The organism is Halalkalibacter urbisdiaboli (genome assembly GCF_002156385.1).
Taxonomy (GTDB): domain Bacteria; phylum Bacillota; class Bacilli; order Bacillales; family Bacillaceae_D; genus Halalkalibacter_A; species Halalkalibacter_A urbisdiaboli.
Genome location: NZ_MVJM01000003.1, coordinates 330,206 through 349,246 on the forward strand (window position 1 = coordinate 330,206; position 19,041 = coordinate 349,246).

20 protein-coding genes are annotated in these 19,041 nt (G+C 37.8%); 15 read left to right on the forward strand and 5 right to left on the reverse strand.

The genetic code is table 11. From position 1 onward, the window contains the following. The first annotated feature begins 9 nt into the window (after window positions 1-9). From B1R93_RS15900 to B1R93_RS15910, 3 genes are all read left to right on the forward strand, one after another. Entirely contained in the window at window positions 10-1,098 is a 1,089-nt protein-coding gene (locus B1R93_RS15900; protein ID WP_088104948.1) for a M23 family metallopeptidase, read from the forward strand. 138 nt (window positions 1,099-1,236) lie between these two features. Continuing rightward, window positions 1,237-1,683, forward strand: a complete 447-nt coding sequence (locus B1R93_RS15905; protein WP_088104949.1) for a hypothetical protein — start codon at window positions 1,237-1,239, stop codon at window positions 1,681-1,683. Window positions 1,684-1,828: 145 nt separating this feature from the next. After that, entirely contained in the window at window positions 1,829-1,948 is a 120-nt protein-coding gene (locus tag B1R93_RS15910) for a GapA-binding peptide SR1P (RefSeq protein WP_088104950.1), read from the forward strand. 46 nt (window positions 1,949-1,994) lie between these two features. Here B1R93_RS15910 and B1R93_RS15915 read toward each other — a convergent pair whose 3' ends face one another. Continuing rightward, window positions 1,995-3,467 (reverse strand): aminotransferase class I/II-fold pyridoxal phosphate-dependent enzyme, encoded by a 1,473-nt coding sequence (locus tag B1R93_RS15915; protein WP_088104951.1) that lies wholly within the window; start codon window positions 3,465-3,467, stop codon window positions 1,995-1,997. 462 nt (window positions 3,468-3,929) lie between these two features. Between B1R93_RS15915 and B1R93_RS15920 the strand changes: the two genes are divergently transcribed. Further along, window positions 3,930-4,892, forward strand: a complete 963-nt coding sequence (locus tag B1R93_RS15920; RefSeq protein WP_088104952.1) for an NAD(P)H-dependent flavin oxidoreductase — start codon at window positions 3,930-3,932, stop codon at window positions 4,890-4,892. Between the two features lie 17 nt (window positions 4,893-4,909). Then, window positions 4,910-5,194, forward strand: a complete 285-nt coding sequence (locus B1R93_RS15925) for a UPF0223 family protein (RefSeq protein WP_088104953.1) — start codon at window positions 4,910-4,912, stop codon at window positions 5,192-5,194. Between the two features lie 44 nt (window positions 5,195-5,238). On the opposite strand, the gene B1R93_RS15930 is transcribed toward B1R93_RS15925, so the two are convergent. Next, entirely contained in the window at window positions 5,239-5,892 is a 654-nt protein-coding gene (locus B1R93_RS15930) for a DUF1054 domain-containing protein (RefSeq protein WP_088104954.1), read from the reverse strand. Between the two features lie 232 nt (window positions 5,893-6,124). Between B1R93_RS15930 and B1R93_RS15935 the strand changes: the two genes are divergently transcribed. From B1R93_RS15935 to B1R93_RS15945, 3 genes are all read left to right on the forward strand, one after another. Beyond that, on the forward strand, window positions 6,125-6,316 hold the full coding sequence (locus tag B1R93_RS15935; RefSeq protein ID WP_088104955.1) for a hypothetical protein: 192 nt from the start codon (window positions 6,125-6,127) through the stop codon (window positions 6,314-6,316). Window positions 6,317-6,515: 199 nt separating this feature from the next. Next, window positions 6,516-7,316, forward strand: a complete 801-nt coding sequence (locus B1R93_RS15940; protein ID WP_088104956.1) for an inositol monophosphatase family protein — start codon at window positions 6,516-6,518, stop codon at window positions 7,314-7,316. A 1-nt stretch (window position 7,317) separates the two neighbouring features. Further along, complete coding sequence (locus tag B1R93_RS15945) at window positions 7,318-8,205, forward strand: NAD(P)-dependent oxidoreductase (protein WP_088104957.1); 888 nt, start codon at window positions 7,318-7,320, stop codon at window positions 8,203-8,205. A 66-nt stretch (window positions 8,206-8,271) separates the two neighbouring features. Here the strand turns inward: B1R93_RS15945 and B1R93_RS15950 are convergent, their stop codons facing one another. Then, window positions 8,272-8,457: a DUF5325 family protein gene (locus tag B1R93_RS15950; protein ID WP_088104958.1), complete on the reverse strand. Its 186-nt coding sequence runs from the start codon at window positions 8,455-8,457 to the stop codon at window positions 8,272-8,274. Window positions 8,458-8,641: 184 nt separating this feature from the next. Here B1R93_RS15950 and typA point away from each other — a divergent pair, with 184 nt between their 5' ends. Both typA and B1R93_RS15960 read left to right on the forward strand, forming a co-directional pair. Further along, on the forward strand, window positions 8,642-10,480 hold the full coding sequence (gene typA / locus B1R93_RS15955; protein WP_088104959.1) for a translational GTPase TypA: 1,839 nt from the start codon (window positions 8,642-8,644) through the stop codon (window positions 10,478-10,480). Window positions 10,481-10,502: 22 nt separating this feature from the next. Next, window positions 10,503-10,835 (forward strand): YlaH-like family protein, encoded by a 333-nt coding sequence (locus B1R93_RS15960; RefSeq protein ID WP_245308311.1) that lies wholly within the window; start codon window positions 10,503-10,505, stop codon window positions 10,833-10,835. A 51-nt stretch (window positions 10,836-10,886) separates the two neighbouring features. On the opposite strand, the gene B1R93_RS15965 is transcribed toward B1R93_RS15960, so the two are convergent. After that, entirely contained in the window at window positions 10,887-11,090 is a 204-nt protein-coding gene (locus B1R93_RS15965; RefSeq protein WP_088104960.1) for a YlaI family protein, read from the reverse strand. A gap of 182 nt (window positions 11,091-11,272) precedes the next feature. On the opposite strand from B1R93_RS15965, the gene B1R93_RS15970 reads away from it, so the two are divergent. Both B1R93_RS15970 and B1R93_RS15975 read left to right on the forward strand, forming a co-directional pair. Beyond that, window positions 11,273-11,728, forward strand: a complete 456-nt coding sequence (locus B1R93_RS15970; RefSeq protein WP_088104961.1) for a pyridoxamine 5'-phosphate oxidase family protein — start codon at window positions 11,273-11,275, stop codon at window positions 11,726-11,728. A 193-nt stretch (window positions 11,729-11,921) separates the two neighbouring features. Beyond that, window positions 11,922-13,253, forward strand: a complete 1,332-nt coding sequence (locus tag B1R93_RS15975; protein ID WP_088104962.1) for a PhoH family protein — start codon at window positions 11,922-11,924, stop codon at window positions 13,251-13,253. Between the two features lie 82 nt (window positions 13,254-13,335). Here B1R93_RS15975 and B1R93_RS15980 read toward each other — a convergent pair whose 3' ends face one another. Next, window positions 13,336-13,848, reverse strand: coding sequence for a hypothetical protein (locus B1R93_RS15980; RefSeq protein ID WP_088104963.1), 513 nt, complete (start codon window positions 13,846-13,848; stop codon window positions 13,336-13,338). A 138-nt stretch (window positions 13,849-13,986) separates the two neighbouring features. On the opposite strand from B1R93_RS15980, the gene glsA reads away from it, so the two are divergent. From glsA to pyc, 3 genes are all read left to right on the forward strand, one after another. Next, entirely contained in the window at window positions 13,987-14,916 is a 930-nt protein-coding gene (glsA, locus tag B1R93_RS15985; RefSeq protein WP_088104964.1) for a glutaminase A, read from the forward strand. Between the two features lie 112 nt (window positions 14,917-15,028). Then, window positions 15,029-15,310 (forward strand): Fpa/YlaN family protein, encoded by a 282-nt coding sequence (locus B1R93_RS15990; protein WP_088104965.1) that lies wholly within the window; start codon window positions 15,029-15,031, stop codon window positions 15,308-15,310. Window positions 15,311-15,519: 209 nt separating this feature from the next. After that, entirely contained in the window at window positions 15,520-18,966 is a 3,447-nt protein-coding gene (gene pyc, locus B1R93_RS15995; RefSeq protein ID WP_088104966.1) for a pyruvate carboxylase, read from the forward strand. The last annotated feature ends 75 nt before the right edge of the window (window positions 18,967-19,041 follow it).

Genomic DNA, 19,041 nt, shown 5'->3' on the forward strand with positions numbered 1-19,041 from the left:
TCGTGACCTATGAAACATATATGGATTTTGATGTTTATCTTAGTATTGCTAGGAACAGCCTGTCAACAACAAGAAGCAGCTCCTTCAGAAAATGAGAAAGTCGTACCGCAAGAAGAGAATAAAAGTGAGAATGAGAATGATAGTCTTTCGACGATTCCCGTGGACATTCACTTTGACGATGTTATGTTTCAATTAAATGATTTAATGGAAATAGTGGGTGGATCTTATGAGTTTGATGAAGTGCATCGGACGTTAAAAATTAAGATTCATGATGATGAGTATACTCTTATAGATGGTGTAAATGTTCTTGAGAGAAATGGTGAGTTTGTACCAAGAGATGATATATATTTTACCGCTTCACAAGAACATGAGATTGCGATGCCAGTAAGCTTCATTGAGCATGGTTTACAACTTCCGCTCTCTTATAAAGAGGACGTTGCTGAATTTCAATGGTTTGGTCCAACAGAGAAAGTGGGGGGGCCCCCAGCTTCTTTTGGGTTCGAGGAATGGGATGTAGAACGTATGGTAGACTATTTATCCTTCCTTGAAAAGCCAATCAAAGATGCAACAGTGAGTACCATTCCGAGCCATTTACCAGGAGCTCCTCGTGAGTATAGAAATGGGTATCATGAGGGGATTGATTGGTACGACTTCGCTTCAGGTGGAAACATTAATACAGATACACCGATATACGCAATGGCTGATGGGGTTGTAGTCCGTGTAGATCATGACTATGTAGAATATGAGTCACCTGAAGAGCGTGACAAAGATCTTATGCTTACTTCCGAGATAGGAGAAACGCCTGAATATATATTTGACCGCCTACGTGGAAGGCAGGTTTGGGTTCAGTATCCGCATGGGGTGATGAATCGCTTTGCTCATTTAGATTCTATACCAGAAGATATTAAAGTTGGTGATCGTGTAAATTCAGAAACCATTATCGGTTATGTAGGTAACTCAGGTACAAGTGATGCCGTGAATAATAAGGAAACGGCAGGGCTGCATCTGCATCAGGATTTACTCATTTATGGTGAGCTATTTTGGAAACCACTTAGCCAGGAGGAAGTAAGAGAAGTTCTAGTGCAAATTTGGGAATAAAGTAAAATTAAAAAAAGTTTCGACAATAGCCGCGAGAATGTTACAACCTTTTACAAGTGGATTTATGATAAGCTAAATTTGTTCATCCATTATGAAGTATGAAGTGTTATGAAGTTTTTCAGGTGGAGGGTTAAAGAAATGGATAAATCAGAACTACTTGATGAGTTGCGTCTTGAAGTTGGGACAGTTCCTGATTATGCACAAACATTGCATGATTTTTACGTAGGAATTGTTGAAAAACTGATTAATCGAATGAGCGATCGTTTCACAGTCTGTCTATACGAAACCACAGACAAAGCTTTTGTGTTAAAAGTTTGCGCTGGAACGGGTAAAATTAAAAAATATGTAGCATTTGGGCAGGATTCGTTAAGCATTGCAGCTATTCGAGGAGGCTTGTACTTCAGACAAAACAAATACTTCCAATTTCTTTACATGCCTTTCTACTATCAGCATCACCTTAAAGGACAATTGGTGTTTCAAGTCCCGAAAGATTTGTATAGAATAACAGAGGATGATCTTGTCTTCGTAAAAGAGGTTTGTCATTTTATTGAAGCCCAGTATAAACGTTATATGCTGAACTACTAATAACAGTCTAAGACATTAGGCTGTTTTTTTGTTTTTGAATAATTTAATAAGACATACTATTTAGTGTTGACAATGATAATGTGACATATTATTATTAGATTAAAGATGAAACGTTTACATTATATTAGCAAAGGGGTTGTCATAAATGGGAACGATAGTTTGTCAAACATGTAATAAGCCGATTGTGTTTTTTGAAGGAGATAAAGTGACGAAGCTTTATGCAGAAGCTAATACATGTAAACGTTGTCAAGAAAAAACGAAATAAAAGAAAAAAAGATGAGTGACTTTACATAGTCACTCATCTTTTTTTTTTATCGGATGGCCTGTCGTTCTTTAATGACTCTAAGAGTTTTAAATGTAGGGTCTTCTGGACCTTGTACGGGCAAACCGACATTTAAGTTTTCTTTAATGTAAGCAAGATTTTCTTCAGAAATGACTTCACCTGGTATTAAAATCGGTATACCTGGTGGGTAAACCATAACAAATTCAGCGATGATTCGACCAGCTGATTCGGAAAATGGAATTGTCTCCGTCTCAGCATAAAATGCATCGCGAGGTGATAAGGCGAGTGTCGGAATATTTGGAACGTAAATAGAAGTTGGCTTCTGCTCATCTGAAGCAGGATGTTCAAGTGCTAATTGAGACAATGCATCTACAAGTAAGGACATTTTTTCCGTAGAATCACCTATTGAAACAATACAAAGTATGTTATATAAATCTGATAATTCAACTTCAATGTTGTATCTTTCTCTTAACCAGACTTCCGCATCATATCCCGTTATTCCAAGTCCTTTTATCGAGATAATCAGCTTCGTAGGATCAAGATCATAAGTTGCTTTAGTACCTAGTATTTCTTTACCAACACAAGACAGTCCATTTATATCATTGATACGCTCTCTCGTTTCATTAGCAATCGTAATAGTTTTAGAAATTAGTGCTTTACCTTTTGTAGCAAGTTGTTTCCGTGCGACATCCAGTGAAGATAAAAGGATATAGGAGGTTGAGGTCGTTGTAAGCATACTAATGATCGATTGGACACGTTTTGCTGATACAAGTCCTTCTTTGACATTTAATACTGAACTCTGAGTCAATGAACCACCTAGTTTGTGTACACTTGTCGCAGCCATATCAGCACCAGCTTGCATAGCTGATAGAGGTAGCTCATCATGGAAGTGAATATGAACTCCATGTGCTTCATCTACGAGTACAGGAATATGGTAGGAATGAGCTAGTTCAACGATTTTTTCTAAATTGCCTGCAATACCAAAATAGGTAGGGTTTATAACGACGAGCCCTTTTGCATCTGGATGAGTTGCTAATGCCTTCTCAACAGAATCGGTTGTAATTCCGTGGGAGATTCCTAAATTAGGGTCAATCTCCGGATGAATAAATATCGGTGTTGCCCCAGAAAAGATAATGGCAGACATAATTGATTTATGAACGTTTCGTGGGACGATGATTTTATCACCAGGACTACATACAGACATAATCATAGTTATAATTGCACCACTTGTTCCTTGTACAGAAAAAAAGGTATGATCTGCACCGAAGGCTTCTGCCGCTAATTCTTGGGCTTCTCTAATAATTCCGTGGGGATGATGTAAATCATCTAAAGGTGCAATGTTAATTAAGTCAATCGAAAGCGCATTGTCTCCAATAAATGATCTGAATTCAGGGTCCATACCATTGCCTCTTTTATGACCTGGAATATGGAATTGAATCGGTTGTTTTTCAGCATGCTCTCGCACACCTGTAAACAAAGGTGTTAGATTTTGTCGCGACAACAGGGTCACCTCATTTATCATAAAATACTTGTCTCTTTTTATTAAAACAAAATTGAGTATAACAAATTTGTTCCTCACTGCAAAGATAGAAATTGAAATAATCAACCGAAGCCACTGAAAAAGATCTTGAAAGTTACACTAGGAAGCAGCAATAGCTCCACACGTTGCTCGCCCTGCTATGAGAAACCCACTCATAGCGAGGCCACTGAAAAACTACTTCTTGTAACTCAAAGAAGAAGTAATGGCTTTGCACGTTGCGCGCATTGCTATGAGAAAACCACTCATATAAAGGCTTTCAAAACCTAGGCAACGGCTCCGCACATTACTTAAAGGGCACTGAAAAAGGGAAACCCACCCTTTTTCAGTGCCCACAATCAACCTTGTTTTTTAGTGAATATTGAATGAGAGTAGACTGGCTGAACGGTTAGATATGAGCTAGTATAGACTAAGGAGGACAAAAACATGTGGGAAACAAAAATAACGTCATTGTTAGGAATAACCTTTCCGATCGTACAAGGGGGGCTTGCTTATTTGGCCTACTCTAATCTTGCTGCTGCAGTATCTAATTCAGGAGGGTTAGGACAAATAACAGCGATGTCTTTAGAATCACCAGAGGAACTGAGAAAAGAAATTAAACTCGTTCGCCAAAAAACAGCTAAGCCGTTTGGTGTTAACTTTGCAATAGGTCAGCATGGTCGCCCTTTTGAACATATGCTTGATGTGGCAATAGAGGAGAACGTTCCTGTTATAACGGTAACAGGGGGAAATCCAACCCCATTGTTTAAAAGGTTAAAAGGAACTAATATTAAAACGCTTGTTTTAGTTGCGGAAAAAAGACAGGCTCAAAAGGCAGAGGAGTTAGGGGCAGATGCAGTTATTGTCGTCGGTCACGAAGGTGGTGGACATTTAGGGCGTTCTGATACCGGTTCGATTGTGCTAATCCCTCAAATAGTAGATGCTATATCAATTCCTGTGATTGCTTCAGGAGGCATTGCAGATGGTCGAGGGGTAATGGCAGCTTTTGCATTAGGGGCGGATGGCGTTGAAATGGGGACTCGCTTTATAGCAACAACGGAATGTGTTCATGCTCACCAGCATTATAGAGATCACATTCTAGCAGCAAGTGAGGAAGACACTGTAGTCATTAAAAAGTCTCTTGGTACACCTGCTCGTGCTCTTCGAACAAATTGGACAGAGAAGATCATCAACCTTGAAAGAGAGTTAAAGAATCCAACCTTTGAAGATTTAAAGCCCTATATAACAGCAGCTGTTAATAAAGCATTTATCCATGAAGGTGATCGTTCTAGAGAGCTTGGTTGGGCCGGACAGGTCGTAGGAAGAATTCATGATATTCCAAGTGTTGAAGAATTATTTAAAAGGATTGAAACCGAATGTAAGGTGATTCAACAAAGATGGGGCAAATAAAATAAAGGAGCTAAATGATGGACATCTATTTACCTATATCATATGAGTGGTCAAAGGAAGAAGTGATTGATGTTGTTCATTTTTTTGATGGAATTGAACTAGCAAATACGAAAGGGATTGAGCGTGAAAAACTTCTTTCTCTATACAGAAGATTTAAAGAAATCGTTCCGAGTAAAAGTGAGGAAAAGCAAATATTTAAGCAAATTGATAGTGATTTTGGTTTTTCTTGTTATCATACAATAAAAAAAGCGAAAGAAGAGGAGGGAAAGAAAATCATCAAAATAGAAAAAAATAAGGGCTAAGCGCTGGAGAGGCTCGACAATTAGTTTGCCGAGCCTCATAACGATTAAAAGTTTTGAGTAGAAGGTACAGCTGATTGCTGTGCTTCTTGATATAATGGTAAAACTGTTTCATAAACTTCTTCAATTTTGGCAAGGAGCTTGTCTCCATTTGAAAGAAGTGGGTCATGTCGATCGAGATGGATTCCGCATAGTAACTCTGCTTTTTTCACATCACGTAAACGTTCGAACATAGAAGCTAATTGTTGAACAGTTAACTCATCATGCTTAAGAGCATCCGGCTTCATATGATCAATTGACCAAACAAATTCGCTAGGAATAAGCTTGGACCATTTCTCTACATCAGAAAGTAGCCTCTCACCAAATACACCTTTTGCCTGCGCTTCGTAAATAACAGCAAACCATATAAATAAGTGTGACCCAAAAAGCCCAACTTGAAAGTGAGGGAGCATTTTATACCCTCGTTTATTGTTTGCAAAAGCTACCCACGTATCATTTGGGGGGTTCACTTTACGTCTCGCGTGTTTAGCAATATGAGGAAAAATTTCATCCCCGGTTAAAACAGCTAAGCTTGGAACAATATGTTTAGATATCGCTTCAAATTTGGGTTGAATCCGTTCTTGAATTGCCTTCATTCTCGGTTCTAAACCTTCGATAGCAAACACATCAAAATCCTGTTGTGTAAAACCTTCAAATGTCATTTGTAACAGCTCCTATCAAAACTCGGTAGTTCTATCCTATCATAATTTACCCGATCGATCCCTTGAAATGCTCTACACTAAAAAGTTGTAAAAAAATCATCGAATAAGGAAGAAATTGTTTTATTCCAATTACGACATACATATGCTATAATAATATCACATCATAATTCTGAAAATTTCGTCAATGTTACCGGTAGTAAAGAGACCTATATAGATAAAGGAGTGTATGGGTATGGAACAAGTAATTCAAACTTTTAAAAGAAGTGAACGCGAAAGAAGACTTCCGGTTTTACGACTTGAAATGAACTATGAGCTAGCTACTCTTCATGATGCGATGTTAGCCGAGGATTTAGATATGATGAAACAATGTAAAGAGAAACTTGAAAGGCTTCGTGTAGAATTAATTCAACTTGAAGGTCTATAAAGAAAAATATTATGAAAGCGCAGTCATAATGGTGTACTGTGCTTTTTTATTTGCGTTTACATGAAATTCTAGTGCCTTTCTAGCAAGAGATGCAATATGAAGTTTTCTCATGAAATCACAAAAGTTTTCATTACTAATAGATTATGTCATAATAGGAAAAAGGGAAAATTTGCTTAAAATCACCTTAGGGGGCAAAAACATGTCAATGAATTTCTTAGAACTAGAACAGGTTGCACGGGATTGGACTTATGAGGCTGGTGAAAAAGTTAAACAATCACTAGAGAATCCTATACATATTGAATCAAAGTCTAACCCAAATGATCTTGTAACCGAGGTTGATAAAGCAATTGAACAGTTTTTTTATGAGAAAATAACGCAGCATTATCCTGACCACTTGTTTTTAGGAGAAGAAGGGATTGCTGAAGAACTAACTTCTTTAGAGGGGACAGTATGGATTATTGATCCAATTGATGGAACGATGAATTTTGTTCATCAGAAATATAACTTTGCTATTTCTGTAGCAGTTTATCATGAAGGTGTTGGGATGATAGGCATCGTCTACGATGTGATGAGTGATGAAATGTTTCGAGCTGTCCGCGATTCCGGTGCTTATCTAAATGATGTAGAATTGTTACCTGTTTTAGAACGTCCGTTGGAAGAATCAATCGTAGGAATTAATGCCAGATGGCTAGTGGAAGGTCGTAACCCTTATCAAAATCCACTTAGGGCCCTTGTACGTGATTTGAGAGGAACACGTTCGTACGGCTCTGCTGCCATAGAATTGGCTTATGTTGCAGCTGATCGATTAGATGGGTACATTTGTGTAAAGCTATCACCTTGGGATTACGCAGCCGGTGCAGTTTTATTAGAGGAGGTCGGGTGTAAGATTTCAACGTTTCAAGGTAAGAGGTTATCAATGCTTACACCGAATACTGTTATTGCGGGGAAACCTCAATTACATAAGGAAATGATTTCTGGCTATGTCGGAGAGGAGTTGTAAAATGAAACGGGTTGGCTTTATTGGTCTTGGGACGATGGGATTACCAATGGCTAAGCATTTACTTGATGCAGGTTTTGAAACGTTTGTTGTAAGTCGTAGCAGAGGTCCTGTTGAAGAAGCTATATCATACGGAGCTGTTGAAGCCAAGTCTCCGAAAGATTTAATGGAACAAGTGGATGTTGTCATGACTTGTTTACCTCTTCCTGAAACGGTTTTATCTGTCTATGAAGGCGACAATGGGATTATTGCCGGTGCAAGTGAAGGAAAAATTGTAATAGACCATTCAACAGTTGATCGACAAACGAATGAAAGAGTAGCAACCCAATTAGAAAAAAAAGGTGCGTATTTTCTTGATGCCCCCGTTAGTGGCGGACCGATGGGAGCAAAAGCTGGTACGTTAACCATCATGTGTGGAGGAGAGGAGAAAGCGTTTAGCAAAGTAAAACCAGTAATGAAGGCATTTGGAGAATATATTGTCCACGTTGGAGAGATTGGAAGGGGTACCGTTATAAAGCTACTTAATAATATGCTTGTCGGTGTTCACCAAACTGCTCTAGCGGAATGCTATGTTATGGCGGAAAAGGCCGGAGTAGATCCTGCAATTGCCTATGATTTAATTAAGAAAAGTTCAGGCTTTTCAAAGGCGATGGATTGGTCCGTTGAAGCAATCTTGGATCGTTCGTTTACTCCGCGTTTTGCTATTAACCTTCTGCATAAAGACATGAAATTAGCGCTTGATTTAGCCGATGATATCGATATGCCATTGGACATTGTCAAGTTCGCTGAACGCAAAGTAGAAGATGCCAAAAAGGAATTTGGTGAGCAGGATGTATGTGCGTTAATTCGTCCTTTAGAAGAAAAAACTGGAGTCATTGTTAAAAGAAAATAAAAGCGAGCCGCAATCCTGCAGCACGCTTTTTTATATGTGTTTTTTAAAACTTTTGCAAACAAAAAATTAATAATCCTGAGACTCTCGTACTTTTTTACGTAAACTAAAACCAAGTCCTGTTGAGATAATCATACCTGCAGTCGCCAGTAAAGCAATGATTATGCTTCTTTCAGCAATTGCAACACCGATACTCATAATACAAAGAACTGTTAATATTGCGAGTAGCATAAACCAAATATTTTCTTTCTTCACTTTTTGTCCCCCCGTATGAAACGTTCCATGTAGTAAGTGTACCTTGAAATGGCGAAAAGGAAAACCCTTGTATGTGACAAAAACGTTAAAGATGGTTATTACCTACAAAAAAAACGTATTGTCCTTTCTGAATTAATATGTGATATACTTAGACAGTTAAGAACATGATTAAGGAGAGAATTAAATGACACAACGTAATGATATACGGAATATCGCGATTATTGCTCACGTTGACCACGGAAAAACAACATTGGTTGACCAGTTATTGAAGCAATCAGGAACATTCCGTGAAAACGAACAAGTTGAAGAGCGCGCAATGGACTCGAATGCACTTGAAAAAGAACGTGGAATTACCATTCTAGCAAAAAACACCGCAATTAATTACGGTGATAAACGAATAAATATTATGGATACACCAGGGCATGCTGACTTCGGTGGAGAAGTAGAACGAATCATGAAAATGGTTGATGGAGTACTTCTTGTTGTAGATGCTTATGAGGGATGTATGCCACAAACAAGATTTGTGTTAAAGAAGGCATTGGAGCAAAAATTAACACCGATTGTTGTAGTAAATAAAATTGACCGTGATTTCGCAAGACCTACTGAGGTTGTAGATGAAGTTATTGATTTATTTATTGATTTAGGTGCTGAAGAAGAACAGTTGGATTTCCCAGTTGTCTATGCTTCAGCTATTAATGGTACAGCAAGTCGAAATCCTGAGCAACAAGATGAAGATATGACATCACTATTTGAGACGGTTATTGAAACGATTCCTGCCCCAATCGACAATAGTGATGAACCATTACAATTCCAAGTAACGATGCTGGATTATAATGATTATTTAGGACGTATTGGAATCGGACGTGTATTTCGTGGAACGATTAACGTAGGTCAGCAAGTAGCGTTAATGAAGCTTGATGGAAGCGTAAAGCAGTTCCGTGTGACGAAAATGTTCGGTTTCCTTGGACTAAAACGAATTGAAATCGAAGAAGCAAAAGCTGGGGATTTAATTGCTGTTTCGGGGATGGAAGAAATCAACGTAGGTGAGACGGTTTGTCCTGTTGAGCATCAAGAAGCATTACCTGTTTTAAGAATCGATGAACCAACATTACAAATGACATTCCTTGTTAATAATAGTCCATTTGCAGGACGTGAAGGGAAGCATGTCACAAGCAGAAAGCTTGAAGAACGTTTACGTGCTGAGCTTGAAACTGATGTTAGCTTACGTGTTGATAATACGGATTCTCCAGATGTTTGGATTGTATCTGGAAGAGGAGAGCTACATTTATCAATTTTAATTGAAAATATGCGTCGTGAAGGCTATGAGCTTCAAGTTTCAAAACCAGAAGTTATCATTCGTGATATTGATGGAGTCCGTTCAGAGCCAGTTGAACGTGTTCAAATCGATGTTCCTGAAGAATATACAGGAGCTGTTATGGAATCACTAGGTGAACGAAAAGGTGAAATGGTTAACATGACGAACACTGGAAATGGACAAGTTCGTTTAGAATTTATGGTGCCTGCTCGTGGATTGATCGGTTATACTACGGAATTTCTTACTCAAACGCGAGGATACGGGATTATTAACCACTCATTTGATGGTTACCAACCGATGGCAGCTGGCCATGTAGGCGGACGTCGTCAAGGAGTACTTGTTTCAATGGATACTGGGAAAGCTAGTCAATATGGTATAATGCAAGTTGAAGACCGTGGAACGATCTTTGTTGAACCTGGTACAGAAATCTATGAGGGAATGATCGTAGGTGAGCATACTCGAGAGAATGATCTTACAGTAAATATCACAAAAATGAAACAACAAACCAACATTCGTTCAGCTAATAAAGACAATACTGTTACAATGAAAAAACCACGCATTATGACTCTTGAAGAAGCACTGGAGTATTTAAATGAAGACGAGTATTGCGAATTAACACCCGAATCCATCCGACTACGTAAAAAAATCCTAATTAAGTCAGAGCGTGAACGTGAAGAAAAGCGTAGAAAGCTTGCGGCTAAGTCTTAGGTAAAAGGGATTGGTGGTATTTGTGGATAACCAGCAATATTCTGAAGCTGATTTAGAGAATTTAACATGGTTGATGAGATGGACTTATGAAAATCCATGGAATGGACTTTATGCCTTTTTAATCATCGTCGTATTAGCAATAATTGTTTTTAATTTAGGGTTTGCTCAAAAATTACCTATTTTAAAAAAGATCGTTGTTTATATCGGCTTGATTATTGGTTGTTTTGTTTTATGGTTTCTTGAATTTGCATTTGGTGCACCGATGATTGTTGTGTTGATTATTTCTGGTGTTGTTCTTGGAATTTATCGATTCCGACTACATTTGCATCGGAAAGAAAAACAAAAGGAATTGTAATATAGTAAAGGCCGGTATGATTTTCATACCGGCCTTTACTACTATTTGTTACTACACCCATTCATCCTGTTCCTTCTGTTGGTGCTTCAATTGAAAGGATCCAGTTGCTTTTCGTTCCTCAGTGCGATACGTAATTCGTTCGTGACAATCATCACACATATAAGTGTGAATCGGTCTGTTGCGTAGACGTTTCGCTAGAGGTAGAAAATCATCAAGTTTGTCAATTTTATCACATAAAACACATTTTACTCGCATGTATAACACTCCGTTTCCAAAAAAACATTAACTAAACCTTATTCTCAAGGAGCATGTAAGCCTTCTCCTTTCCATTGTAAGCCGAAAAGGAATAAAAATAAACAGGTTTTATTTTTGCACTTAGTTCGATATAGTAGTAGTGTAAGGGAGAATAAGTAAAAATTTGGACTGGAGGTTACAAAATGGCAAATCAAGTCGAGCATGCATTAACGGATGAACTACTACCGCTTTTACAAAAAGAGCGTTATGTAACACTTTCTACAGTTGACTATGAAATGCAGACACCAAATGTTAATGCCATTTCATGGATTTTTGCGCCAACTAACAATTTTGTTCGATTTGCAATTGATAATCGTTCACGAATTGTAGAAAACATTAAAGCTAATTCAGGTGTAGTCATCACACTTATTGGTAATGGTTCTACTTTTTCTATTTCTGGTACTGCTCGCATTGCAATTGAAAAGCTTGAAGATGTTCCTCTTAAGCTTGCAATGATTGAAGTTAATGTTGAAGAAGTTCGTGACGTAATGTTTTATGGTGCCAAGATCGTGACAGAACCCAAATATGATAAAACGTATGATGCGCAAGCAGCGGCGAAGTTAGATCGTCAAGTGATGGACGCGTTAAAAAAAGCTTAGTCAAAAGAATGACTAGGCTTTTATTGTATCGTTTTCTTGCTGTTTTCCATTGTTTTAAAGATAAGTTCGTCTAAGTTGGAAACCAAGATCATACATTCAGTAATAAGAAGTCATTATGAAGAAACCATATTTATTCATAATGCATAAATTAAATAGTAAGACTTAGACAACGATACTTTAGTCAGGAGGCGGAATGTTGAAAAAAATCTACGTTTTGGACACGAACGTACTCTTACAAGATCCTCACTCCATTTTTTCATTTCAAGATAATGAAGTGGTTATTCCAGCAATTGTGCTAGAGGAAGTGGACTCCAAAAAACGATACATGGATGAAGTAGGCAGAAATGCACGTCACTTCTCGAAATTGATAGATAATTTAAGGGGGATGGGGAAGCTGCATGAAGGTGTTCCACTAGATACTGGTGGAAAGTTACGTGTAGAATTAAATCATCGTTCCTTTCAACGATTAAAAGATTCCTTTGCCGAAATGACAAATGATAATCGCATTATTGCCGTTGCGCTAAATCTCATGCTGGAAGAGCAAGAAAAACCTATTGGGAGACAAGTTATCCTAGTAAGTAAAGATGCACTTGTTCGAGTAAAAGCAGACGCTTTAGGTTTACCAGCGGAAGATTTTTTGAGTGACAGGGTTGTAGAATTTGACGATGTATATCCTGGTTTTGTGGAGATATATGTTGATACAGATGTAATGAGGCGATTTTTTTCGAATGGGGAGATTGCAATCTCGGAATTAACGAAGCATCCATTTTTTCCTCATCAGTTTATAATTATGAAGGATGCTTTAGGAAGTTCAAGTTCTGCTATCGGTAAAGTGGAACCTGATGGTAAAAAAGTAAAGCCGTTTTTAAATGAGCCTGATCAAGTATGGGGAATTCGATCACGTAATGTACAACAACGTATGGCATTTGAGCTATTATTAAGAGATGATATAAGTTTGGTCACGATGATTGGAAAAGCTGGAACTGGTAAGACACTATTATCATTAGCGGCAGGATTAATGCAGACAGAAGATTTAGGACAGTATAATAAACTCGTTGTAGCTAGACCTGTTGTTCCTTTAGGAAAAGATATTGGCTACTTGCCTGGTGAAAAAGAAGAAAAATTAAGGCCATGGATGCAACCAATTTATGATAATTTAGAGTTTCTGTTTAATACAAAGAAGCCAGGAGAATTAGACCAAATTCTTGCTGGAATGGGTTCAATTCAAGTAGAGGCGTTAACGTATATTAGAGGTCGTAGTATTCCAGATCAGTTTATCATTATTGATGAAGCTCAGAACTTAACAAAGCATGAAGTGAAGACCATTTTAACAAGGGTTGGAGAACGAAGTAAGATTGTATTAATGGGAGATCCTCAACAAATTGATCATCCTTATTTAGATGAATACAATAACGGACTAACCTATGTCGTTGAAAAGTTTAAAGATCAAACTGTAAGTGGACATGTTAAACTTATCAAAGGAGAACGTTCTGGTCTTGCGCAGCTTGCTGCAGACCTCCTTTAAGAGACAACAGATGCTCAAAGGATTGATTACTAATTGAGGTATCCTTGGAGGAACGCTCCTTTCCGGATACCTCTTTTTTGAGTTAACGTTTTACTAAAAGCCGTTTTACGTTTTTTATTGGAGCAGTTTGATTTGAACCATCTCCAAAATAAAGATGGACAGGCCCATCTTCTCTGAGGGGCTTTCCATTTTTGGAAAAACCAATAATAAAGCTAAGGGTATCCTCAAAAGGAAAGGAAAGTTTTGTGCCGTTATGTTGTTCAACAATTAATGTCGTTACATGTTCATTAGGCTTAGCATTCATTAAAAAAGGCTTCAAGGGCATTCCAAATGTGCCATTAATTAATTTTTGTTTTTCATATTTTATTTCGTTGCCGTTTGTATCAGGTCTTGGTGGAGCTGATCCTTCTATGATCTCTTTGTCCCATTGAGCTGAAATCGCCTTTTTGTAAGCCGTTTCCTCATCATCCATCGTTAAACGTTCTTCAAAGTAGGTAAGAAGGTCTACTTTACGTTCATCAAATATCCATACTGTCGGGTCAATCGTTAGTGGGTGGGATATGTCACCTTCAATAAAAAAAACAAACTCCTGCATTAGTTAGCTCCCCCTTAAATTTATCTATTCGCGTAAATCTATCCATAAAAGAACAGTGTCTACAAGAAGTATAAAGTTTTATAGGGGATTTGTCATTTGGAAAGGCTATTAATACTAGTAGGAAAAGGTGGGAGAAGGATGTTATGTCAGTATAAAAATGAATTAAAGGAAATGATTGAGGAAGTAAAAGGCTTTACGAATCAAGGAAAAGTTGCTGATTATATACCGGCACTTGCGGATGCTAATTCAAGTACGTTAGCGGTTGCTATTTTTAATGGAAATGATACATGCTTTTCAGCTGGCCAAAGTAATGAACGATTTACATTACAAAGCATTTCAAAGGTGTTGACATTAGCTTTAGCATTAATGGATCATGGAGGGGAACTCGTGTTTTCAAAAGTGGGAATGGAACCAACTGGCGACCCATTTAATTCTATAATAAAGCTTGAATCTCATGCGCCTTCAAAACCACTTAATCCAATGATCAATGCTGGTGCATTAGCTGTAAGTCATTTAATTAAAGGAGCATCTACAGAGGAAAAGCTTGAACGTTTATTAAACTTTGTCAGAAGGCTGAGTGGAAATGACAGTATTACGTATAATTCCGAGGTAGCAAAGTCGGAGTTTGAAACAGCTGATTTAAACCGATCTCTCGTGTATTTTATGAAACAGCATGGGGTTATAACAGGCAATGTTGAGGATTTGTTAGATTTTTACACAAAGCAATGTGCAATTGAAGTTGACTGCCATGATTTAGCTAAAATTGGCTATGCTCTTGCAACTGACGGTGCTGCTATGAACCAGGAGGAAGAAATAATGAATCCTTATATTGCCCGAATTGTAAAAACGTTTATGGTCACTTGTGGAATGTATAATGCTTCAGGTGAATTTGCTATAAAGGTGGGGATTCCAGCAAAAAGTGGTGTCTCAGGAGGGATCGTAGGTGCGGTACCAAATGGGATGGGGATTGGGATATATGGACCTGCATTAGATGAAAAGGGAAACAGTGTGGCTGGCATGAAGTTGTTAGAAGCCATATCCGCTCGTTATCGTTTAAGTATTTTTTAATTTTGATTGTTTTGAAAAAACAGGTAGTAAAGTTCTAATGAAACATATTGCATTTTTCTAGCTAAGAAGATACTATTAATATAAGGATATTTAGAAGTTAGGAGGGGACAACATGTCAACAGAGATGGTGACAGGACATAATGAAAAAGCATATGCCCTTCTGAAATCCGATGCGGAGAAAATCCGTCAATTGATTGAAGTGCAGATGGATAATTTAACCATGCCACAGTGCCCCCTCTACGAAGAGGTATTGGATACACAAATGTTTGGTTTGTCGCGAGAAATAGACTTTGCCATCCGCCTTAATTTAGTAGAGGAAGAAAAAGGGAAGCAGCTTTTAAGTGAACTTGAACGAAAGCTTGCTGATTTACATGATGCGTCAATGCGCAAATAAAAAACCAAGCTATGTAAACATAGCTTGGTTTTTTTATGAAAGTTTTAGGATTATCTTAAATTTTCTTATCTTATAAAAAAATTCATTGCAATCTGTGGCGATTATTCACTATACTAATAACAAGTTTTTAATTAGTATGTCACATTTAAAAAATATTAGTAAATGATGACATGCCAAAGGGACATAATACATAATATAGGAGGTCTTGTATGAACGACTTACATAAGATTCAAAAGGTATTAGTCGCTAACCGTGGTGAAATTGCCATTCGTATTTTCCGTGCTTGTACGGAATTGCATATTCGGACAGTTGCCATCTATTCGAAAGAAGATTCAGGAGCTTATCATCGGTATAAGGCGGATGAAGCCTACCTTGTCGGTGAAGGAAAAAAACCAATCGAAGCGTATTTGGATATTGAAGGTATTATTGAAGTAGCAAAGTTACACGAAGTTGATGCCATTCATCCTGGATACGGTTTTTTATCTGAAAATATTGAATTTGCAAGAAGATGCCAAGAGGAAGGAATTATTTTTATCGGACCTGAGCTTGAACATTTAAATATGTTTGGTGATAAGGTACAAGCTCGCGAACAAGCAATTAAAGCAGGGCTCCCAGTTATTCCAGGGAGTGATGGGCCTGTCGAGAGTCTCCAAGAGGTTGAGGATTTTGCTGCAAAGCATGGCTATCCGTTTATAATTAAAGCCTCTTTAGGAGGTGGTGGACGTGGGATGCGAATCGTAAAGTCTGCTAGTGAGCTACAAGAGTCTTATAATCGTGCAAAATCTGAAGCGAAATCAGCTTTTGGTAATGATGAAGTTTATGTTGAGAAATTTATTGAAAATCCGAAGCATATCGAAGTTCAAATATTAGCAGATAAGCATGGAAACATCGTACATTTATATGAGCGTGATTGCTCTGTACAACGTCGCCATCAAAAAGTTGTTGAGGTAGCACCAAGTGTTTCTTTGACAGAAGAAGTCCGAGCTGAAATAAATGAAGCCGCTGTTAAACTAGCTAAAAACGTTAACTATGTGAACGCAGGGACTGTTGAATTTTTAGCTACTGAAGATGGGGCATTTTATTTTATTGAAGTAAATCCACGTGTTCAAGTAGAGCATACGATTACTGAAATGGTTACAGGTATTGATATTGTCCAATCGCAAATTTTCATAGCGGATGGAGAAGAATTGCATGGAAAAAAACTTGGAATTCCGAAGCAAGAAGACATCATGTGTAATGGCTATGCTATTCAATCACGGGTAACGACAGAGGACCCTAGTAATGGGTTCCTGCCAGACACAGGTAGAATTAATGCTTATCGATCAGGCGGCGGTTTTGGTGTTCGGCTAGATGCGGGGAATGGTTTTCAAGGTTCCGTGATTACACCATATTATGACTCGTTACTTGTGAAGGTTTCGACATGGGCGTTAACATTTGATAGTGCTGCAGCAAAAATGCTTCGCAATTTACGAGAATTTCGTATCCGTGGAATAAAAACAAATATCGCTTTTTTAGAAAATGTTGTTCAGCATCCGAAATTTTTATCGGGTGAATATAATACATCATTTATCGACCAATCACCTGAGCTCTTTGTTTTTCCGAAACGTAAAGACAGAGGAACGAAACTTCTTTCATTTATTGGTGAAACCATTGTAAATGGTTACCCAGGACTGGAACAAGCAAAAAAACCAATCTTTGAACAGCCGCCTGTTCCAAGAGTTAAATATACAGACCCGATTCCTAACGGGACAAAGCAAATTCTTGATGAACGTGGACCTGAAGGATTGGCAAAATGGGTTAAAGAGCAAAAGGAAGTACTATTAACGGATACGACTTTCCGTGATGCCCATCAATCATTATTGGCAACAAGAATTCGTACTCATGATTTAAAGAAAATTGCCGAGCCAACAGCAAGACTCCTCCCGAATCTGTTTTCAATGGAAATGTGGGGGGGCGCTACTTTTGATGTAACGATGCGATTTTTACATGAAGACCCATGGGAGCGGTTATTAACTTTAAGAAAGAAAGCACCTAATGTGTTATTTCAAATGTTATTACGTGCCTCTAATGCAGTAGGTTATAAAAATTATCCGGATAATGTAATTGAGGAGTTCGTTGAGAAGTCAGCGGATGCGGGTATTGATGTTTTTAGAATCTTTGATAGTTTAAACTGGGTAGAAGGCATGACTCTAGCCATTGACTCTGTAAGAAAAAGTGGAAAAATAGCTGAAGCATCGATGTGTTATACGGGGGATATTTTAGATGCTTCTAGATCGAAATATGATTTAACTTACTATAAAAATCTAGCGAAAGAGTTAGAACAATCAGGGGCACATATACTCGGCATTAAAGACATGGCTGGCTTATTAAAACCAGAAGCAGCGTATCGATTGATTTCTGAATTGAAGGAGAGTATAGATATTCCTATCCACCTTCATACTCATGACACGAGTGGGAACGGTATCTTTACTTATGCACGAGCGATCGAGGCAGGAGTAGATATTGTTGATGTGGCAGTGAGTTCAATGGCTGGATTAACATCACAACCTAGTGCAAATAGTTTATATTATGCTTTAACAGGTTTAAACCGACAACCCAATTTAAATATTGAAGCTTTAGAACAGCTAGCAAACTTTTGGGAAGTAACAAGAACCTATTATGCAGGCTTTGAAAGTGGCATGAATGCACCTCATTCTGAAGTATATGAGCATGAAATGCCCGGTGGACAATATAGTAATCTTCAGCAACAAGCGAAAGCAGTTGGACTTACAGATCGTTGGAATGAAGTCAAGAAAATGTATAGGACCGTTAATGATATGTTTGGTGATGTTGTTAAAGTGACCCCATCTTCAAAAGTAGTTGGGGACATGGCTTTGTATATGGTTCAAAATAACTTGAGTGAAGAAGACATTTATGAAAAAGGTGAGAGCCTTGATTTTCCAGATTCGGTAGTTGAGTTTTTCCAGGGGCATCTAGGTAAGCCGTATCAAGGATTCCCTCAAAAGCTTCAACAAATAGTATTAAAAGGTAAACAACCACTAGAAGGAAGACCTGGTGAATCGATGGAGCCAGTCGACTTCCATGAAATAAAAGAACAACTGTTTGAAAAGCTTGAAAGACAAGTGACAAGTCATGATATGCTATCCTATGCTCTATATCCAAAGGTTTATATGGAATTTGAACAATTCCGTAAACAATTTGGAGATGTATCAGTCCTTGATACACCAACCTTTTTCTATGGTCTTCGTCTTGGAGAGGAAATTGAAGTTGAAATTGAAAAAGGTAAAACGTTAATCGTTAAGCTCATTTCTTTGTCAAAACCTCAGGAAGATGGAACGAGAATCGTTTATTTTGAACTTAATGGTCAGCCACGTGAAGTGATAATAAAAGATATGAATGTAGAAACAACGTCTATTCAAAGACCAAAGGTTGATAAAGATAATCCGAAACAAATTGGGGCATCGATGCCAGGAACCGTTATCAAAACGCTTGTCGCTAAAGGTGATATAGTAAAAAAGGGTGATCATTTAATGATTACAGAAGCAATGAAAATGGAAACGACAGTTCAGGCATCATTCGATGGCGAAGTAAAAAATGTATTTGTAAAGGATGGGGACGCGATTCAAACAGGTGACCTCCTAATTGAAATGTCTTAATTTGAAGGATGTTCAATAAAGAGGTTTAAAATAATAAAAATAGGAAAGAACTGTAATAAAAAAATGACAGCGTTT